Genomic DNA, 18,417 nt, shown 5'->3' with positions numbered 1-18,417 from the left:
TATACCTTTAAAGAATATAATATACTGATTTAACAGGATAAAGGTAATTTTACCGCCCATTTTAGAAAAGAAAAGAAGTATGGATTTTGAAATTTTGAAACAGCAGATTGAAGATGCTACAAGGAAAGCTTTTTTAGAAGTGTATGAAAAGCATGGAGCAGAAGGAATTTACAGCTTTGCACTGTACAGCGATGAAGGAGCAATGACAGTTTGCCCTGCTGCCAATACATTGAAAGTAATGGAGAATGCAGATGAAGAAGATGCTCTTTATTATAAATATGAACCGGCAGAATGGACTTACGAAATGAAAAGTGCCGATAAAGAATTTGATATAATCTGCACTCAGTTGAGAGCAGAGCTTAGTAAGCACGATGACGATGATCAATGGTTTGAGAGTTTTCAGGCTAAACTATATTCAAGTTGTATTGAAGTATTAGAAAAACTTAAAAACGAGAACTTTTTCACAAATGTCACGAGCAAAGATATTTTCCTGATTTTCACGGTTTCAGATTATGAGTTTGAGCAAGAAGACTTGAAAAACCTTATCATCAGACTGAATGATAATGAATACCAACATGAATATCTGGACTGGATGGCTACCTGGGGCAATTAAAAGTATGAAGAATTAAAAAAAACACTTTAAATATATACATATGAAGCCGATAAAATAATTGTCTCAGAAGCCTCTTATACATTACAATCTCTATACATGCTTTTTATAACATTAGACTCAACTCCCAACCAAAATATTAAGAACAATTACATTCATTATGAACAACTATCAATTTTATAAGCAAGAAGGAAATCAATATATTTTTAGAAACCAGCCGGTGTTTATTGCAGTGCTCTGTATTATTTTTCTAGTCATTGCAGGACTCATTTTTAATAGTGTAAGAACCGGGAGCTATATTATTATGGCGGTAGTTGCACTTATTGTAGTCAACTTCTTTACCAAAAAATTTATCATTGATATGGATCGTAAAACAATTACGGGAAAACATACCATTTTTGTTCCGGCAAGAACATATCCGATTGAGAATTTCAGAAATTTTCATGTGGTGGCAACAAAATATATGGGATTTATTACCACTAATGTAATGCTGTCTGTTTATTTTGAAATAGATGGAAAAGAAAAACAGCTTACAATAGGCCAGGCACTTACCCAGAAAGGAATACAGAAAATGGTCAATGAAACAGAGGATATTTTGAACATTAATCATCCTGAAAATGGACATCAGAGACCGCTATAAGTTTGAAGAAAACGGACGAGAAATAAGCTTTATGCCCAATTACAGTTTTCTGCGCACTTTGGTTGGATGGCTGGCATTGGGAGTCATTGCGCTTCCTGTGATCATCTATTATTTTATGGATAAAATATCCGGAGATCAGTTCAAAATTGCCATGGGATTATGGAGTGTTTATATGATCTACTTTCTGTTTGACCTCTTTTTCAGAATTCCTGTGAAATATATTTTTGATAAATCGGAAAAGTGTATTTACAGAAAACTGTTACTTTCCAAAAAGCTCATGAATTTTGATGAAATGACCTATTTTGTGAACGATGAAAGAGGTGGATATTATTATTCCATCGGGAAAAAGAGAAATCAGTTTGTAAAAAACTACAGAATCAGTAATTATTTTTCCGGATCTAAAGCTTCTAACAGAAGAGAGGAGGAGTATATAAAAGAAATTTTATGTCCTGTTCTCATTGCTGTAGGAATTCCCCTGAATCAGGAAGAACAATAAAACAAGTACCGAAAAGCAGGGTAAAAACTAATACGATGAAGAATGGAGGTATAACCATTCCCCTCCCTTGGAGGGGTGGCAAAAATTCAAAGAATTTTTGACGGGGTGGTTGATACACAATAACTAAAAACCCGGCGGTTTCGAAGAAACCGCCGGGTTTTGTCTATATAAAATAGCTTATTTTAAACTATTAAGCTAAAATTCTCTTTACAGCTTCTTTTACTGCAGCAGAGTCAATTTTATACTTCTTCATCAATTCTGCTGGTGTTGCAGACTCTCCGAAAGTATCATTTACCGCCACAAATTCCTGTCTTGTAGGTCTTTTTCTTGCCAACATACCTGCAACAGATTCTCCTAAACCACCAAGGTAGTTGTGCTCTTCAGCCGTTACAATCTTACCTGTTTTTTCAACAGATTTTAAAATGATCTCTTCATCAAGAGGCTTAATCGTGTGAATGTTGATAACCTCACAAGAAATACCTTCTTTCTCAAGCTCATCAGCAGCTACAAGAGATTCCCATACAAGGTGCCCTGTTGCAACAATCGTTACATCAGTACCTTCTTGAAGCATAATTCCTTTTCCGATTTCGAAAGGCATATCTTCCGGAATGAATACAGGAACTACCGGTCTTCCGAATCTTAAATATACAGGACCTTCAAAATCTGCAATCGCTAAAGTAGCAGCTTTAGTCTGGTTGTAGTCACAAGTATTGATCACGGTCATTCCAGGAAGCATTTTCATCATACCGATATCTTCAAGAACCTGGTGAGTAGCTCCATCTTCTCCTAAAGTAAGACCTGCGTGAGATGCACAGATTTTTACATTTTTGTTAGAATAAGCGATAGACTGACGGATCTGGTCATATACTCTTGAAGTAGAGAAGTTAGCGAAAGTTCCTGTAAAAGGAATTTTTCCTGTAATGCTAAGACCAGCTGCAATCCCCATCATGTTTGCTTCTGCAATACCAATCTGAAAGAATCTTTCAGGAGCTTTCTCAATGAATTTCTCCATCTTCAAAGAACCGATAAGGTCTGCGCAAAGTGCTACTACATTAGGATTTTTGTCAGCCAGTTCAGCTAATCCTGCTCCAAATCCTGAACGCGTGTCCTTTTTTTCTGTATATGTATATTTCATTTTTATTTTATTAATCGAGATGTTAAGATATTAGTAATCAGCCGGAGCTTCTAGGTACAATTGCTTGAATGCTGTGTCTAATTGCTCATCATTAGGAGCTTTACCATGCCAGGCATGAGATCCCATCATATAATCAACTCCGTAACCCATTTCTGTATGAAGAAGAATTGCTACTGGCTTTCCTTTTCCGGTTTCTGTTTTTGCCTTCTCAAGAATTGCAATCACAGCTTCAAGATCATTACCATTTTTTTCTTCCAGAACAATCCATCCGAATGCTTCCAATTTAGCATGAAGATTTCCTAAACTTAATACATCATCTGTATCACCATCGATCTGACGACCGTTATAGTCAATTGTAGAAATGATATTATCTACCTTTTTAGCAGCTGCATACATCAATGCTTCCCAGATCTGACCTTCCTGAAGCTCACCGTCTCCGTGAAGAGAGTAAACAAGAGATTGATCACCATCTAATTTTTTACCATCAGCTACCCCTAATGCTACGGAAAGTCCTTGTCCAAGAGAACCTGAGGCAATTCTGATTCCCGGAAGGCCTTCGTGCGTTGTTGGGTGTCCCTGTAATCTTGAATCTAATTTTCTGAAAGTACTTAGTTCTTCTACAGGGAAGAAACCAAATCTTGCTAAAGTAGAGTAGAATACCGGAGAAATGTGTCCGTTTGATAGATAAAAATGATCCTCATTCTTACCTTCCATTGTAAAAGGAAGTTTATAGTTCATTACCTTTCCGTAAAGGGCTGTAAAGAATTCTGTGCACCCTAAGCTACCACCAGGGTGTCCTGAATTTACAGCGTGAACCATTCTTAAAATGTCTCTTCTGATCTGCGTAGTAAGAGTTTTTAACTCTTCGATACTTTTACTCATTATATCTGATTTATTTGCATGCGAATTTACAATTTTTTACCGGCTTATGGAAATGCAAAATCCGGATATAAAACTCGGATTTAGTATGATTTGAATATTTTCCCGCTTTTAACAGCCTTCGTTAAGATAAACAGAGATTTCAGTTACTATATTATTAACAAATTTAAAGCTTAATAATGTTCCTGCCTGGCTGTCTTCAAGATTAAAATAACCGGCATCTTTAATCGGCTTACCATTGGAGTCCCAGTCCGGGCGTACACTGAAATTGGCGTAACTTCTATACGTGTTGATCAGGTCATCTCTGGTGCTTCCCACCCCGATTCCGCTTTTGGTTTTGAATTTTTTACTTGTTGTTGTCATGTAGGTAATGGAAGGAACACTCGGGTTGGCTTCATTGATGTAATTATCAAAAAGATCAATCTGAATAGTTTCTCCATTATATTTTACGATGTTTTTTTTCTCTCCGCCAGAGTTGGACAGTTTTATTCCCGCTATTTTTTCAGCATCAACCTTAGGCATGAAAACTTTAAAGGGGCCAATTCGTAATGTTGAGACTTCAAAGTTGTCCTGAGCATTCATAAAACTAAAAGTCAATAGAAATGTGAAAATTGCGATAATTTTTTTCATAGTTTTTAATTTTTGTTTTTTTTTTATTTCGATGTTTTTTAAAATTAATTTATATCATTCGTGTTAAAGATAATTAAAATGCAAAAGTCTATAAAATCAGTTACTTAAACAAATACGAAAAAATAAAAAATATTTATTAACGGTAATGCTTTGTGGTAGCAGGATCATTGGTTTTTTGCTACTAAACATTGATTTTTTTTGAATTTTAATATGTGGTATTTAGATTAATTTAACTAATTTTATAATTCAAATAATCATGAATTATGAACCTTTAACTAATTATTTTTTTTGTTTTTGGTTTTAATGTTTGGATTAATAAAAATTACATACCATTATATATGAAAATTAAACAATTATTTTATCTGGGGATATTCATTATATCCGTTTCCTCCGGGAAAGCACAGGACTTTTTTACAGTAATCAGTGAGAGGTCCATCAAAGCAGATCCGAAAAACAGAACTGTACAACCGGAAAAGTCACTTACCTATACCTTGGATGTGGCCGGAATGAAAAGTTATTTCAATTCTGTTCCGGAACTGAAAGACAGTGACCGCAAAGAAAATGCTCCGATTATTGTTCTTCCAATGCCAGATGGTACGAAAGCCAAATTCAGAATCTGGAAATCTTCCGTGATGGCTCCGGAATTAGCCAGCAAGTTTCCTCAGATTGTCACTTTTACCGGACAGGGAATTGATGACAGGTATGCAACCCTAAAACTTGATTTTACAGAGTTAGGATTTCATGCGCAGATAAAATCTATAGTCGCAGGCGATTCTTATATAGATCCTTATGCAAAACAGGATGTCAGTAATTATATCATTTACAAGAAAAGTGATTTAATTGATAAAAATCCAAGAACATGTGGGCTGAAAGATGATCAGGATGCTCCACTAGAAAAAAAAAGCGAACAAAAAACCGTAGCTCCAAGCGTAGGAACTCAAATTAGAGTTTTCAGATTCGCAGTGGCTTGTACCCATCAGTATGCAATTGCAGCAACGGGTTCTGCAACTCCTACAGTAGCACAGACTCTTTCAGCCATTGTAACCTCTGTAAACAGAGTGAATGGAGTATATGAACAGGAAGTTGCTTCAAGATTGGTATTAGTAGGTACTGAAACCAATGTGATCTTTACCAGTGCGGCTACGGACCCTTTCACAGGAAATGATAGTGCGGGAACATTAATTAACGAAAGCCAGACCCAAATTGACTTACTGATAGGAAATGCCAATTATGATATCGGACATACCTTCAGTACAGGAGGTGGAGGATTAGCCGGATTAGGAGTAATCTGTAACAACTCTAATAAAGGAAGAGGAATCACCGGCTCACCAAATCCGGTTGGTGATCCTTATGATATTGATTATGTAGCCCATGAAGTAGGACATCAGTTTGGGGGGCCACATACTTTTAATGCAACAACAGGAAGCTGTGGAGGAGGAAACCGCAGTGCAACCAACGCTGTAGAACCTGGAAGCGGAATTACCATAATGGCTTACGCCGGAATTTGTGGAAGTACCAATAACCTCGCTCCTAACAGTATTCCGACTTTCCATACTAAATCATATCAGTCTATCACCACAAAAGTTCAGTCAACAACTTGTCAGGTAACACTTCCAAGCAACAATTTCGCTCCTACAGTCAATGCCGGAGGAGATTATACCATTCCTAAAGGTACACCATTTAGATTGGAAGGATCTGCTACAGATTTAGATAACAATCCTCTTACTTACAGCTGGGAACAGAATGATGTAGGACCTGCGGGTGACTGGAATGCACCAACATTAAATGCACCTCTTTTCCGATCATACGTACCTGTAACCGTTCCTTACAGATATTTCCCAAAACTTACAGATGTAATCAATGGAACTGTTTCCAAAGGAGAAGTTAGACCTTCTTATGCAAGAACAATGGAGTTCAGATTGACTGTAAGAGATAATAACGCGGGATGTGCAGGAGTAGCCAATGATGATGCTATTATTACTGTTGATGGAAATTCCGGACCTTTTAACGTAACTGCACCTACTACAGCGGTAAACTGGGCCGGTAACTCTACTCAGACAGTAACCTGGGACGTAGCCAATACAACTTCATTTCCGGTGAATGCCGCTACTGTAAATATTTACCTTTCTACAGATGGCGGGCTTACCTATCCTACACTGATCCTGGCTTCCACTCCGAACGATGGTTCTGAAGTTGTTACTATTCCTAACGTAAATACCACACAGGCAAGAATCATGGTTGCTGCAGAAACAAATGTTTTCTACAATATTAATCCAATCAACTTTACCATTACCCAGACATTAGGGGTGAATGAAACCGCTGCCAATAAAGATGTATTTGTGGTATATCCTAATCCAAGTAAAGGACTTCTGAATGTGAAATTTACCAATTCAAACGAAATATATGATATTACAGTATACGATGTAAGCGGAAAATTAGTGTTCACTCAGGCAAATAATAAATTGAATCATGATAAAACAGGGTCTTTTGACTTGTCACATCTTGTTCAGGGAGATTATCTTGTTAAAGTTAAATCTAAAAATCTCGAGAAAACAATCAAGTGGATTAAAGAATAATCTATTTCCTTGATTTAAATAAAAAAAGACTGTCTTCAATAGAGGATAGTCTTTTTTATGCTAATAAATTGAAAACCTTAATATTCGTTGGAGAATCTGTTTTTTCTATTGGCTTCTCAGGAAATATAGGCTTAAAAAAAATTAATCGTTATTAGAGATTAGTAGATAATTGTTTTTCGAATGGTAGTATTTACTTTATTTAATGTTAGTTATGTTGTTTATTAGTTGTAAATCGCTGTTATTCATTGTTTTGTGATTTTTATTCTTATATTTAATACTGTTAAAAAACATCATCATATGAAACTTGAAAAATTATTTTATTTAGGGATATTTATTTTATCGATTTCTCTAGGAAAAGCTCAGGATTTCTTTACAGAAATCAGTGAACGAACAATTAAAGCAGAATCTAAAAGCAGAACAGTGCAGCCAGAAAAATTTCTTACTTATAAATTAGATGTGGCTGGTTTGAAAAACTATTTGGCTTCAATTCCGGAGCTGAGAGATAATGACCGTAAAGACAATGCCCCAATTATTGTTTTGCCAATGTCTGATGGAACGAAAACTAAATTCAGAGTATGGAAATCCTCAGTAATGGCTCCGGAGTTAGCCGGTAAGTTTCCCCAAATTATTACGTTAACAGGGCAGGGAGTAGATGATCACTATGCTACTATAAAACTTGATTTTACAGAGTTAGGATTCCATGCTCAAATAAAATCAATAGCATCAGAAGATACTTATATTGATCCTTATGCAAAACAGGATGTCAGTAATTATATCATTTACAAGAAAAGTGATTTAATTGATAAAAAGCAGAGAGGCTGTAGTTCAAAAGAGGAGAATTTTAAATCAGAAAAAAGAAACGTCCAAAAAACAGTAGTTCCAAGTATAGGAAGCCAAATCAGGATTTTTCGGTTAGCGGTTGCGTGTACAGGGGAATATGCGGTAGCAGCAACAGGATCTGCTTCACCTACTGTAGCTCAAACCTTGTCTGCTATAGTAACAACTGTAAATAGGGTAAATGGAGTGTATGAACAGGAGGTTGCGGTGAGATTGATCCTCATTCCTACTGAAAGCAATATTATCTTTGTAAGCGCTGCTAATGATCCTTTCACTGGAAATGATGATGCAGATATATTAATTGATGAAAGTCAAACGGTAATTGACTCAATAATAGGAACAGCTAATTATGATATAGGACACACCTTCAGTACCGGAGGGGGCGGATTAGCTGGTTCAGGTATATGTGATTCTTCATACAAAGCCAACGGAATTACTGGTTCATCGAATCCTGTTGGTGATCCTTATGATATTGATTATGTAGCCCATGAAATGGGACACCAGTTTGGGGCTCCGCATACTTTTAATGCAACAACAGGAAGTTGTGGAGGAGGGAATCGTGAGGCTTCCCATGCTGTAGAACCAGGAAGTGGAATTACAATTATGGCGTATGCAGGAATTTGTGGGAGTACCAATAATTTAGCCTCTAATAGTATTCCTATTTTTCATACCAACTCGTTTCAATCAATTACTTCAGAAGTTCAATCTCTCACATGCCAGGTGACAACATCTGTGGCTAATACGGCACCTACTGTAAATGCGGGAAATGACTATACCATCCCAAAAGGAACCCCATTTAAGTTAATAGGCTCTGCAACAGATACTGAAAATAACCCACTTACTTATTGCTGGGAACAGAATGATGTAGGACCTGCGGGTGACTGGAATGCACCAACATTAAATGCACCTCTGTTCCGATCATACGTACCTGTAACCGTTCCTTACAGATATTTCCCAAAACTTACAGATGTAATCAATGGAACTGTTTCCAAAGGAGAAGTTAGACCTTCTTATGCACGAACAATGGAGTTCAGATTGACTGTAAGAGATAATAACGCGGGATGTGCAGGAGTAGCCAATGATGATGCTATTATTACTGTTGATGGAAATTCCGGACCTTTTAACGTAACTGCACCTACTACAGCGGTAAACTGGGCAGGTAATTCTACTCAGACGGTAACCTGGGACGTAGCCAATACAACTGCATTTCCGGTGAATGCCGCTACTGTAAATATTTACCTTTCTACAGATGGCGGGCTTACCTATCCTACGCTGATCCTGGCTTCCACTCCGAACGATGGTTCTGAAACTGTTACTATTCCTAACGTAAATACCACACAGGCAAGAATTATGGTTGCTGCAGAAACAAATGTTTTCTACAACATTAATCCAATCAACTTTACCATTACCCAGACATTAGGCGTAAATGAAACCGCTGCCAATAAAGATGTATTTGTGGTATATCCTAATCCAAGTAGAGGATTTCTGAATGTGAAATTTACCAATTCAAATGAAGTATATGATATTACAGTATACGATGTAAGCGGAAAATTAGTGTTCACTCAGGCAAATAATAAATTGAATCATGATAAAACAGGGTCTTTTGACTTGTCACATCTTGTTCAGGGAGATTATCTGATTAAAGTTAAATCTAAGAATCTTGAGAAAACAATCAAATGGATTAAAGAATAATCTATTTCCTTGATTCAAATAAAAAAAGACTGTCTTCAATAGAGGACAGTCTTTTTTTGGAATGTATGTTATTTTAAACAACTCTTAAATGTTGTTTGTTTTTTACCAGCCACAGACCAATGAAGGTTAGTAATCCGTTTAAAACAATGAGTTCTACTCCGATTTTATAATCGGTATAAGTAGTAACAGCCAGATTGATTAAATAAGTTAATACAGGTGCCAAAAGGGTAACCGTAAGGATGGAATATTTTCTTGAAATCTGGAACTTGGTGAAAATTCCAAAAGCAAAAAGTCCAAGAAGCGGTCCGTAAGTATATCCTGCAATTTCCATGATCAGATAGACGATAGATTTGTCATTCAATGCTTTGAAAACCATAATCAGGATGAAGAACACTACGGTGAAAATCAAATGTACTTTCATACGAAGGCGTTTCTTCTCTTTTTCAGTTTTTGTTTTATCTTCATTAAGGTTTAATAAATCTACGCAATATGAGCTGGTTACAGCTGTTAGAGCTCCATCTGCAGAAGGAAATAAGGCTGAAATTAATCCGATGATGAAAATAACAGAAATAGCCATAGGAAAATATCCCTGAAGTGATAAAGCGGGGAAAAGGTCATCTCCCATTACGTTTTTAATGTTTCCTGCTGGATCTTTAAATCCAAAAATATTCGTTACTGTTTCACCGTTTATAGTTCCATATTCTGCTCCATGCTGTAGAGCAAAGAGGTATAATAATCCTCCCAGGAATAAGAAGGCAAGGTTCACAATAAGAAGTGTTCCTGCAAAAGTCAACATGTTTTTCTTTGAATTCTTAAGATTATCCACAGAAATATTTTTCTGCATCATTTCCTGATCCAGCCCTGTCATAGCAATGGTAATGAAAATTCCGCCCAGAATGGTTTTCAGGAAAAAGGTTTTGGAATTCGGATCAAAATTAATGAAGTGAGTATAATTTTTCTGTTCAAGAATCGTATAAGCCTCGCCAAACGACAGATTCAGGTTGGATAAAATATAAACAATACAAGCTACAAGACTGATGATCATAAAAGAAGTCTGCAGCGTATCTGTAATAACAATGGTTTTTACACCGCCTTCAAAAGTATACAGAAGTACCATTAGCAGAAGAACAAGAGAAGTTACCCAGAACGGAACTCCCAATCCTTCAAGTAAGAATATCTGTAAAACATTCACTACCAGATATAATCTTGCAGTAGCTCCAATTGCTCTTGAAATAATAAAAAAGATAGAACCTATTTTATGCGCTTCTACATTGAATCTTTTTCCCAGATACGTATAAATAGAAGTCAGATTCATCTTGTAGTAGAGTGGTAGTAATATTGCTGCCACAATAAAATATCCGATGAAGAATCCTATCACCATCATATAATATTCAAAACCTCCGTAAATGTATTCGGAGCCGGTCATTTTTCCGACAGTTCCCGGAACGGAAATAAAAGTAACTCCGCTTAAGCTGGTTCCTATCATCCCGAATGCTACGAGCCACCATTTACTCTTTTTGTTACCGATAAAAAAAGACTGGTTATCAGAATTCCGGCTGGTGAAATAAGAAATCACCAAAAGGCCGATAAAATAGACGAAAACAAATAGCAAAAGGATAGTTCCTGGATTCATGCTTGATTTTTAAATTTTAGCAAATATATAAAAAAGATCAGTCGTGAATCATGAATTTGAATTCCTGTTCGTGTCAAAACAAATTGTGATGGTTAATTTACTTGTAAGCAGTGATTTACTTTTAAAAACAAAAACCTTCCAGAGATCGATCTGAAAGGTTTGTATGGTAAGGGTGTAATACAGTGACTAATTCACTAAAACATCCTGAAGTTCCTCACTTTTCTGGAAACTTGCTTTAGCGAAAGGACAGAGGGGAATAATCTTCTTATCATTTTTTCTGGCAAAATCTACGGCTGCCAGAAGCATTTCCTTGCCTACTCCTTTTCCGTTGTAAGCTTCTTCCACCTCGGTGTGGTCTATAATAAATCTTTCTTCTCCGGCCCAGGTATAGGTCATCATTCCTGCGCGTTTTCCATCTATGAAAGCTTCAAAACTTCCGTGTTTTTCGTCGTTGTTTTGTTTTACTTCGATCATGTTATGAGAATTTAGTTAGTATTTCTATGTCGTTGGTTAATATTTTGTGAACAGGGCATGCATCCGCAATGGTGTGCAGTCTTTTACGCTGCTCATCATCCAGAATACCTTCAAAACTGATATCTCTTTTGAAGACCGCTCTTTTTGTTAATGGAAAGTTTTCAAGCTCTACTTCTACATTGATGTTTTCTATATCCCATTCCTTTCTTTCAATATACATTCTCAAGGTTGCTGCTGTACAGCTTGCCAGTGATGTAGCCAGGATTTCCAGCGGATTGAAACCCTTGTTCTGTCCGCCTTTATCAATCGGTTCGTCCGTAATAATTGTATTCTCGCCGGCTGTTACTTCTGTATAATATTTTGTTTTTCCTAAACTTGCCTTTACTGTTACCGCCATTATTTTTCTGTATTGAATTTATAACTTAATGCACCTGATGGGCATAGGTCGATCTGATTTTTTAGTTCTTCGGGACTTGCGTTTTCTGCTTTTATCCAAGGTCTTTCTTTAGGATCGTAGACTTTGGGGAGTGTTTTTACACATATGGCAGAATGGATACATTTTTTAGGCTGCCAGATGACAGTAATGTTTCCGTTAGGATATTCGTGTGTTTCCATATCAATTTTCTTTTAATGTTTTTTCGATTCTTCTGTCCGGAATCAGCCATATAAGAGCCACGATATAATAAAAACCTATGGCAATATAAGGATAAAAAAATGAAGTAGCGATTCCCAGGACATAAAATACAATTGAGATATACTCTTTATATTTCGAATGGATGGCTTCTTTCAGTTTTGAATCTTCTCCTTCACAACGGATAATCACATGCTCCAGAATAGTGTAGGCAATGGCCGACATAATGAGCCCTATACCATAGACTGCAACGGGGTTTTTTGCAAAATTTGTCGTCCCGATCCATTCTGTAGCAATTGGCATCAGAGAAAGCCAGAACAGAAGATGAAGGTTGGCCCAAAGAATGCTGCCATTTACTTTCTTTACTGTCTGGAACAAATGATGATGGTTGTTCCAGTAGATTCCTACATAAATAAAACTGAAAATATAAGCCAGAAACTTAGGAAGAAGAGGTTTGACACTGGCCCAGCTATTTCCTTCAGGTACTTTCAGTTCAAGTACCATAATGGTAATAATAATAGCAAGGACACCATCACTGAACGCCTCCAGTCTTCCTTTGTTCATTTACTTTATCTGATTTTTAAAGTTTTGTATTTTACCTTTCAGATCATTCAGCATATCGGGATTGATGACACCGCTTTCCATATCAAAATTTTCATAAAATTTGGGCAGTGAAAAAGTGTCCTTGATATCTGCTGCAAACTGTGGAAAAAATGTTTTTGCTGTATTCATCACATTTCCGCCTCCATAACCTCCGGGAGAGGTACTCATCAGAAGCATTGGTTTATTCTGAAATACTTTTACGTTAATTCTTGAAGCCCAGTCAAAAACATTTTTAAAAGCTGCACTGTAAGAACGGTTGTGCTCAGCAAGTGAGCAGATGATTACATCACATTCCTCAATCGCTTTTAAAAACTGGTGGGCTTCATCCGGAAAACCTTTCTTTTCAAGGTCTACAGAGAATACAGGCATCGTAAAATCGTTGAGGTCAATCAGATTGATTTCCTCATCCTGAAAATCTTTCAGAACAAATTTTACCAGTTCCCTGTTGATAGACGTGGAAGATGTACTTCCGGCAAATGCTAATATTTTCATAGTTAATAATCTGAACTGGAGTTATTTTCTGTTTATAATAGCCTTAGGAAGCGGCACATATTCGTTTTCGTCACCAGGAACCAGAGGAAATGCATCGTGATTCTGATCATTCCAGTTTACTTTTGCCTGATCAATTAATTCCTTGTCAGAGTTAACGAAATTCCAGAAAATAAAACGCTCTTCATCGAATGGTTCGCCACCGAAAAGATAAACCGTTCCGTTTTCACTCATCTCAAATTCGCAAAGCTTGGTATCTTTAGCAATCATCAGCTGTTTGGAACCATAAGAATTTCCATCGGTAGTTACTGTTCCATCCAGAACGTACATGGCTGCTTCTCCATAAAGATCTTTTCCAATGCTGATTTTTTTTGCTTCTTTTGTTTTAATTTCAAGGAAAAATAATTTGCTGTGTACCGGAACTGCAGATGTTCTTCCGAATGCTTCACCAGCAATTAATTTATACTGAATACCATCTTCCTCCCACACCGGAATTTCATCTGCTTCAATATGATGGAAAGTAGGCTCAGACTGCTCAAGATGCTTCGGAAGACCTACCCAGATCTGGAATCCGTGAAGTCTTTTATCACTGTGTCTTAAATATTCAGGTGTTCTTTCTGAATGTACAACCCCTTTTCCGGCTGTCATCCAGTTAACAGCACCCGGTTTTATTTCTATAGCACTTCCAATACTGTCTCTGTGGAAAATAGAGCCTTCCAGCAGATAAGTCAATGTAGATAATCCGATATGCGGATGTGGCGGAACATCGAGATTCTGATAATCTTTTAATTCTGAAGGCCCCATGTGATCAATAAAAACAAAAGGGCCAACTGCTCTTTTCTCACGGAAAGGAAGAAGTCTTCCTACCAGGAAATTTCCGATATCTGCCGCTTTTTCTTCAATAATAAGTCCAATATTTGACATGATGATGTGATACTTTTTAAAATGTTATTTAAATAAATTGATAAGTGCTGATGAAGGTTTAAAGTTTGTCGTAGCCTTCAAATCTCTCATCCACGATACGTTTCCATTCAGGGTGTTTCTTAATAAAAGCGAAAACATAAGGACAGAAGGGTAGAAGTTTTTTTTCGCTTTCTTCAATAAAATTCAAAGTTTTCTCTACTACTGCAGCAGCCGCGCCAGTTCCGGCTAATTCCGGTTCTGCTTCAGTATGGATTAAAGAAATCTGATGCATGGTTTCACGGTAATCAATAAATGCATAATGTCCGTTGAATTCTATTTCAAATCTTTTTTCGGCTTTTACAAGAGGTATATTTTCAAATTCTGGTTTCATAATATTTGTACTAAGGGTGCTGCATTTCCTATAAATGCAGGAAATTGCTTGTTAAGACAATTAAACCTTATAGGTTCATAAAACCTATAAGGTTTGCCATTATATAAAGTTAATAAAAAAAGGAATAATCGAAGATTAAGATAAATTTAAATCTTTAATCTTCCAGGTATCCGAATTTTCCGGTATTAAAATCCTCGAAAGCCTGCATGATTTCTTCTCTGGAATTCATCACAAAAGGTCCGTGAGGATAAATAGGTTCGTTAATAGGTTCTCCGCTGATGATTAAAACAACAGCATCTTGTTTGGCTTCGATAGTGAATGTTTCCCCTTCATTTTTAAACAGGACAAAATGATCAGCTTTAACAGCTTCTTCCTCGTTAATAATAATACTTCCTTCAATTACCAAAGCTGCAGTGTTGAAATGAGCAGGGAAATTAAACTCTGCTTTTCCTCCAGCTTTCAGTTTGGCATTCATCATATGAACCGGAGTGAAAGTACTCGCAGGTCCTTTATGACCATCATATTCTCCGGCAATCACTTCTATGTAGCCATTTTCGCCCAGATCCACTCTTTCCATTTTAGAGTTTTCGATAGCCTGGTATTTTGGGCAGCTCATTTTATCTTTTGCCGGAAGATTCACCCAAAGCTGAACCATCTGAAAAATTCCTCCTTCTTTTGCCCATTCTGTTTCATGATATTCCTTGTGAAGAACTCCTTTGGCAGCAGTCATCCACTGAACATCACCTTCTCCGATCACACCGCCGCCGCCAGCGCTGTCATGGTGTTCTACTTTTCCGCTATACGCTATCGTTACTGTTTCAAAACCTCTGTGCGGATGTACTCCTACACCTCTTGGTCTGTCTGAACCATTGAAATGAAATTTTGAATTGTAATCCAGCATGATAAACGGATCCATTCTTTTCATATCCAATCCAGGAACTCCCGGAATGAAATTGTGAACCCTGAATCCATCGCCTACAAAGTGCGCAGGTTTTGGAGATACTACGATTTCTATTTTTTTAGTTGCCATCACATTGTTGATTTATGTAAACAAAATTACCATTGTTATATGCGAAAAGCATTGATCTGTGTTAAGTTCGTGGAAAAGGATGAAGCTGTGATCAGATCTGTTTAATCTTCCTTGGATTTCATATTCTTTCCATCCGAAATATGCAGCCTCCTGAACACGAATCCAGATAAAATCGTTAGTATTCCCACCGTAAGAAATGTAAGTCGGAAGGCATTATGGATTTCACCATTAATAAGATCTGTATTTTCAAATAACTTTAAAACAATCAGTCCGAAGGCAATTCCGAAGCCTATCGCCAGCTGTTGATTGACTGAGAGTAAAGAGTTTCCGCTGCTGGTCTGAAAGTTACGAAGATCGGCAATAGAAATAGTATTCATGGAAGTGAACTGAATAGAGTTGAAAAAACCTAATATTGCGATGATCGGAACAAACCAGTACAAAGATGTGTGTATATCAGGTATGGCAAGCAGGCATATCAGCGTTCCGATGATGAATGTATTAATCATCAAAGTCTGGCGGTAGCCATATTTATCTAAAATTTTAATAACATATGATTTTCCGAAGATAGCCGTCAAAGCCATAGGAGCAATGATCCAGCCCGAAGTGACTGCAGACTGTTTATAGGCAATCTGGATCATCAGTGGCAGCAATAGCGGAACAGAGCTGATTCCTAATCTGGTGGCAAGATTTCCCACAATGCCTACCCGGAATGTTCTCACCTGAAAAAGGTTTAACGGGAAGATAGGATTTCCTCCTCTTTTAGCATGCTTATAATAATAATACAGGAACAGGAAGCCCATTATAAATACAAGCAAAACAGGGGTGATATTCTGGATGTCCCCGAAAAGTTCCAGGGAAACAGAAAGCAGGAGAGAGGCTGCTGCAAAAATCAAGAAGCCCTTTAAATCAAAATCAACATCATCAGATTTGTAATTGGGCATAAATCTTAATCCTAAAAGAATTCCCAGAACTCCAATCGGAATATTGATCAGAAATATCCAGTGCCATGAGAGGTAATCTACCATATAACCTCCTACCAAAGGTCCGAGTACAGGTCCGATAAGAGCAGGAATGATGGCAAAGTTCATGGCTTTGAGCAGTTCGTTTTTATCAAATGTTTTAATGAGTGCCAACTTTCCAACAGGCGTCATCAAGCTTCCTCCAACTCCCTGGATAACTCTTGAAATTACTAAATGAGTGAGATTTTGAGACATGGAACAGAACAAAGAACCCAGACTGAATAATACCAGAGAAAATATAAATATTTTTTTTGTTCCAAACCGGTCGGCAAGAAATCCGCTGGCGGGCATAAAAACAGCAAGGGTCAGAACATAACTGATGATAGCGTTCTGCATATTGAGCGGAGACTCATTCAGATCTTTTGCAATAGCAGGCAGGGAAGTATTCAGAATCGTGGAATCCAGCATTTGCATGAAAATAGCAGTGGCCAGAATTAAGGGAAGTATTTTTTTTACGGAGGTCTGTTGTGTATTTGCTTCTGTCATTTTGTATCGGCTGGGTTGTGAAAAACTCCCAGACTTATTTATTTGAAGAACCGCTTACTCTAAGCGTTTTGATTCTTAGATAAAGAAATCCATATAAAATTAAAAAAGTCCTGTGAAATTTCACAGGACTTTTTGATTTATTTTCTAGGTTTTTCTACTCCTTTCCATTCATCACCGGCTTTTCTGTACTGGCTTAAGGTGAAAGTTTTGAAATCCTTTGTTTTATATTCGATGTTATCGGTATTCTGCTCAAAAGGCATGATATAATAATATTCAATGTCAGTTTTATCAGATTTGTTTCCTTTTTTTACAGAAGGAACATATTTTGAGAATTTATAGCTTGGAAGATATTGTTTCAATCTTGTGTAGAAAGCTTTGTCTTCTTTTTCGCTAGGGATGATATCTACAATATTCAGATCGTCTTTTTTCTTGTCAATCCAAAGATAATATGTCTTTTCTTCTCCTATATTTCTATTGAATGAGTTGAAAGCAAATAATTCCTTAGGTACAAGTTCCTTGATTTTTTCGGGATCTACTTTAGTATAATATTGACCTTTTGAAGGATCTACATACGTTTCAAGGTTATACATTAAAACAGAATTGTTCTCGAATTTTTTATTTTTAAAATATTGATTTAATGATAATTCTGCAGTTGCTCTCAGCTCTTTACCTCTTGCATCCAGTTTTTTGGTCGGGTTCTGAGGGTTTACATATTTTACAAATTCATATAAAACAACAGGTTTAATGTCTTTAAGGTGAGGATAAGTTTTCAGTTGCTCTGCCTTTACAAGCCAATAATATTGTTGATAGTAGTCATCTTTATCCTGGTCTTTCACACTCTTATAAGCCAAAGCAAGCTTCTTTGAATTCAGATATTTGCCATATTTTCCTTGTCCAAAAGCAAAACTTATGGCTAATAAGGCAAATAAAACAGTAAGGTTTCTTCTCATTTTTTTATAATTGATATTTTCGTTTTCCAAATATAATTATTTATTAGATATTATTTTGGATTGTGAGTTAAATTATGCCATATTGTTAGTGTTAATTCAAGAAAAAATCCTGTATTGCTACAGGATTGATAAATTATAACAGAAGGAGTTATAGGTTTGAATGTGAAAAATATACATGTAATTAGTGAATTTTGCTTTGCAAGTGAATTATTAACTGTCAATTTTTGCTTTGCAAGTGAATAATAAAGCTGTAATCCGTAACCCGAATCCCGCAACAAATTGACAAGCGAAGCGAATTGACGATTGACTATTC

At 36.6% G+C, this 18,417-nt stretch carries 19 protein-coding genes; 5 read left to right on the top strand and 14 right to left on the bottom strand.

Features of this window, described 5'->3' with window-relative positions; translation table 11 throughout:
• Positions 1-79 precede the first annotated feature (79 nt).
• The 3 genes from A1704_RS17865 (at position 80) to A1704_RS17855 (ending at position 1,746) form a co-directional block, all read left to right on the top strand.
• A complete protein-coding gene (locus A1704_RS17865) occupies positions 80-613 on the top strand; it encodes a DUF4303 domain-containing protein (protein ID WP_062675423.1) in 534 nt (177 codons plus the stop codon).
• Between the two features lie 157 nt (positions 614-770).
• Positions 771-1,250 (top strand): hypothetical protein, encoded by a 480-nt coding sequence (locus A1704_RS17860; protein ID WP_062675422.1) that lies wholly within the window; start codon positions 771-773, stop codon positions 1,248-1,250.
• Positions 1,228-1,746, top strand: a complete 519-nt coding sequence (locus A1704_RS17855) for a hypothetical protein (protein ID WP_228432388.1) — start codon at positions 1,228-1,230, stop codon at positions 1,744-1,746. The genes A1704_RS17860 and A1704_RS17855 overlap by 23 nt, the downstream gene beginning before the upstream one ends.
• Before the next feature lie 190 nt (positions 1,747-1,936).
• Here A1704_RS17855 and A1704_RS17850 read toward each other — a convergent pair whose 3' ends face one another.
• The 3 genes from A1704_RS17850 to A1704_RS17840 form a co-directional block, all read right to left on the bottom strand.
• Positions 1,937-2,881: a transketolase family protein gene (locus tag A1704_RS17850; protein ID WP_062675421.1), complete on the bottom strand. Its 945-nt coding sequence runs from the start codon at positions 2,879-2,881 to the stop codon at positions 1,937-1,939.
• 30 nt (positions 2,882-2,911) lie between these two features.
• Positions 2,912-3,796 carry a transketolase gene (locus A1704_RS17845; protein ID WP_228432401.1) on the bottom strand — a complete coding sequence of 295 codons (885 nt, stop codon included), beginning with the start codon at positions 3,794-3,796 and terminating at the stop codon, positions 2,912-2,914.
• A gap of 75 nt (positions 3,797-3,871) precedes the next feature.
• Positions 3,872-4,390 carry a hypothetical protein gene (locus A1704_RS17840; protein WP_062675419.1) on the bottom strand — a complete coding sequence of 173 codons (519 nt, stop codon included), beginning with the start codon at positions 4,388-4,390 and terminating at the stop codon, positions 3,872-3,874.
• Positions 4,391-4,728: 338 nt separating this feature from the next.
• Between A1704_RS17840 and A1704_RS17835 the strand changes: the two genes are divergently transcribed.
• Together A1704_RS17835 and A1704_RS17830 are read left to right on the top strand one after the other, a co-directional pair.
• Positions 4,729-6,966 (top strand): reprolysin-like metallopeptidase, encoded by a 2,238-nt coding sequence (locus A1704_RS17835; protein WP_062675418.1) that lies wholly within the window; start codon positions 4,729-4,731, stop codon positions 6,964-6,966.
• A gap of 297 nt (positions 6,967-7,263) precedes the next feature.
• Positions 7,264-9,495: a reprolysin-like metallopeptidase gene (locus A1704_RS17830; protein ID WP_062675417.1), complete on the top strand. Its 2,232-nt coding sequence runs from the start codon at positions 7,264-7,266 to the stop codon at positions 9,493-9,495.
• Positions 9,496-9,568: 73 nt separating this feature from the next.
• Here A1704_RS17830 and A1704_RS17825 read toward each other — a convergent pair whose 3' ends face one another.
• From A1704_RS17825 to A1704_RS17775, 11 genes are all read right to left on the bottom strand, one after another.
• Positions 9,569-11,128: a sodium:solute symporter gene (locus A1704_RS17825; protein ID WP_062675416.1), complete on the bottom strand. Its 1,560-nt coding sequence runs from the start codon at positions 11,126-11,128 to the stop codon at positions 9,569-9,571.
• A 186-nt stretch (positions 11,129-11,314) separates the two neighbouring features.
• Positions 11,315-11,602 carry a GNAT family N-acetyltransferase gene (locus A1704_RS17820; protein ID WP_174525205.1) on the bottom strand — a complete coding sequence of 96 codons (288 nt, stop codon included), beginning with the start codon at positions 11,600-11,602 and terminating at the stop codon, positions 11,315-11,317.
• A 1-nt stretch (position 11,603) separates the two neighbouring features.
• A complete protein-coding gene (locus A1704_RS17815) occupies positions 11,604-11,999 on the bottom strand; it encodes an OsmC family protein (protein WP_062675415.1) in 396 nt (131 codons plus the stop codon).
• Entirely contained in the window at positions 11,999-12,217 is a 219-nt protein-coding gene (locus tag A1704_RS17810) for a (4Fe-4S)-binding protein (protein ID WP_062675414.1), read from the bottom strand. Before A1704_RS17810 ends, A1704_RS17815 begins: the two co-directional genes overlap by 1 nt.
• A 1-nt stretch (position 12,218) precedes the next feature.
• The gene (locus tag A1704_RS17805) at positions 12,219-12,797 is read right to left on the bottom strand and encodes a TMEM175 family protein (protein ID WP_062675413.1); all 579 of its coding nucleotides are present in this window, start codon (positions 12,795-12,797) and stop codon (positions 12,219-12,221) included.
• Positions 12,798-13,328: an NADPH-dependent FMN reductase gene (locus tag A1704_RS17800; RefSeq protein WP_062675412.1), complete on the bottom strand. Its 531-nt coding sequence runs from the start codon at positions 13,326-13,328 to the stop codon at positions 12,798-12,800.
• Between the two features lie 21 nt (positions 13,329-13,349).
• Positions 13,350-14,249 carry a pirin family protein gene (locus A1704_RS17795; protein WP_062675411.1) on the bottom strand — a complete coding sequence of 300 codons (900 nt, stop codon included), beginning with the start codon at positions 14,247-14,249 and terminating at the stop codon, positions 13,350-13,352.
• Between the two features lie 58 nt (positions 14,250-14,307).
• Positions 14,308-14,619, bottom strand: a complete 312-nt coding sequence (locus tag A1704_RS17790) for a GNAT family N-acetyltransferase (protein WP_062675410.1) — start codon at positions 14,617-14,619, stop codon at positions 14,308-14,310.
• A 154-nt stretch (positions 14,620-14,773) separates the two neighbouring features.
• Complete coding sequence (locus A1704_RS17785; RefSeq protein ID WP_062675409.1) at positions 14,774-15,649, bottom strand: pirin family protein; 876 nt, start codon at positions 15,647-15,649, stop codon at positions 14,774-14,776.
• A gap of 101 nt (positions 15,650-15,750) precedes the next feature.
• Positions 15,751-17,154: an MFS transporter gene (locus tag A1704_RS17780; RefSeq protein WP_062675408.1), complete on the bottom strand. Its 1,404-nt coding sequence runs from the start codon at positions 17,152-17,154 to the stop codon at positions 15,751-15,753.
• A 137-nt stretch (positions 17,155-17,291) separates the two neighbouring features.
• Positions 17,292-18,134, bottom strand: coding sequence for a hypothetical protein (locus A1704_RS17775; RefSeq protein ID WP_065119676.1), 843 nt, complete (start codon positions 18,132-18,134; stop codon positions 17,292-17,294).
• Positions 18,135-18,417 lie beyond the last annotated feature (283 nt).

Origin of the sequence: Chryseobacterium cucumeris, assembly GCF_001593385.1 — a bacterium.
GTDB lineage: Bacteria > Bacteroidota > Bacteroidia > Flavobacteriales > Weeksellaceae > Chryseobacterium > Chryseobacterium cucumeris.
This window is presented reverse-complemented; position numbering and strand designations above follow the sequence as displayed.

Excerpts from the sequence above, each read along its gene's own strand:
- A1704_RS17865 (WP_062675423.1), top strand. The coding sequence starts at position 80 with ATGGATTTTGAAATTTTGAAACAGCAGATTGAAGATGCTACAAGGAAA.
- A1704_RS17860 (WP_062675422.1), top strand. The coding sequence starts at position 771 with ATGAACAACTATCAATTTTATAAGCAAGAAGGAAATCAATATATTTTT.
- A1704_RS17855 (WP_228432388.1), top strand. The coding sequence starts at position 1,228 with ATGGACATCAGAGACCGCTATAAGTTTGAAGAAAACGGACGAGAAATA.
- A1704_RS17850 (WP_062675421.1), bottom strand. The coding sequence starts at position 2,881 with ATGAAATATACATATACAGAAAAAAAGGACACGCGTTCAGGATTTGGA.
- A1704_RS17840 (WP_062675419.1), bottom strand. The coding sequence starts at position 4,390 with ATGAAAAAAATTATCGCAATTTTCACATTTCTATTGACTTTTAGTTTT.
- A1704_RS17835 (WP_062675418.1), top strand. The coding sequence starts at position 4,729 with ATGAAAATTAAACAATTATTTTATCTGGGGATATTCATTATATCCGTT.
- A1704_RS17830 (WP_062675417.1), top strand. The coding sequence starts at position 7,264 with ATGAAACTTGAAAAATTATTTTATTTAGGGATATTTATTTTATCGATT.
- A1704_RS17825 (WP_062675416.1), bottom strand. The coding sequence starts at position 11,128 with ATGAATCCAGGAACTATCCTTTTGCTATTTGTTTTCGTCTATTTTATC.
- A1704_RS17820 (WP_174525205.1), bottom strand. The coding sequence starts at position 11,602 with ATGATCGAAGTAAAACAAAACAACGACGAAAAACACGGAAGTTTTGAA.
- A1704_RS17815 (WP_062675415.1), bottom strand. The coding sequence starts at position 11,999 with ATGGCGGTAACAGTAAAGGCAAGTTTAGGAAAAACAAAATATTATACA.
- A1704_RS17810 (WP_062675414.1), bottom strand. The coding sequence starts at position 12,217 with ATGGAAACACACGAATATCCTAACGGAAACATTACTGTCATCTGGCAG.
- A1704_RS17805 (WP_062675413.1), bottom strand. The coding sequence starts at position 12,797 with ATGAACAAAGGAAGACTGGAGGCGTTCAGTGATGGTGTCCTTGCTATT.
- A1704_RS17800 (WP_062675412.1), bottom strand. The coding sequence starts at position 13,328 with ATGAAAATATTAGCATTTGCCGGAAGTACATCTTCCACGTCTATCAAC.
- A1704_RS17795 (WP_062675411.1), bottom strand. The coding sequence starts at position 14,249 with ATGTCAAATATTGGACTTATTATTGAAGAAAAAGCGGCAGATATCGGA.
- A1704_RS17790 (WP_062675410.1), bottom strand. The coding sequence starts at position 14,619 with ATGAAACCAGAATTTGAAAATATACCTCTTGTAAAAGCCGAAAAAAGA.
- A1704_RS17785 (WP_062675409.1), bottom strand. The coding sequence starts at position 15,649 with ATGGCAACTAAAAAAATAGAAATCGTAGTATCTCCAAAACCTGCGCAC.
- A1704_RS17780 (WP_062675408.1), bottom strand. The coding sequence starts at position 17,154 with ATGACAGAAGCAAATACACAACAGACCTCCGTAAAAAAAATACTTCCC.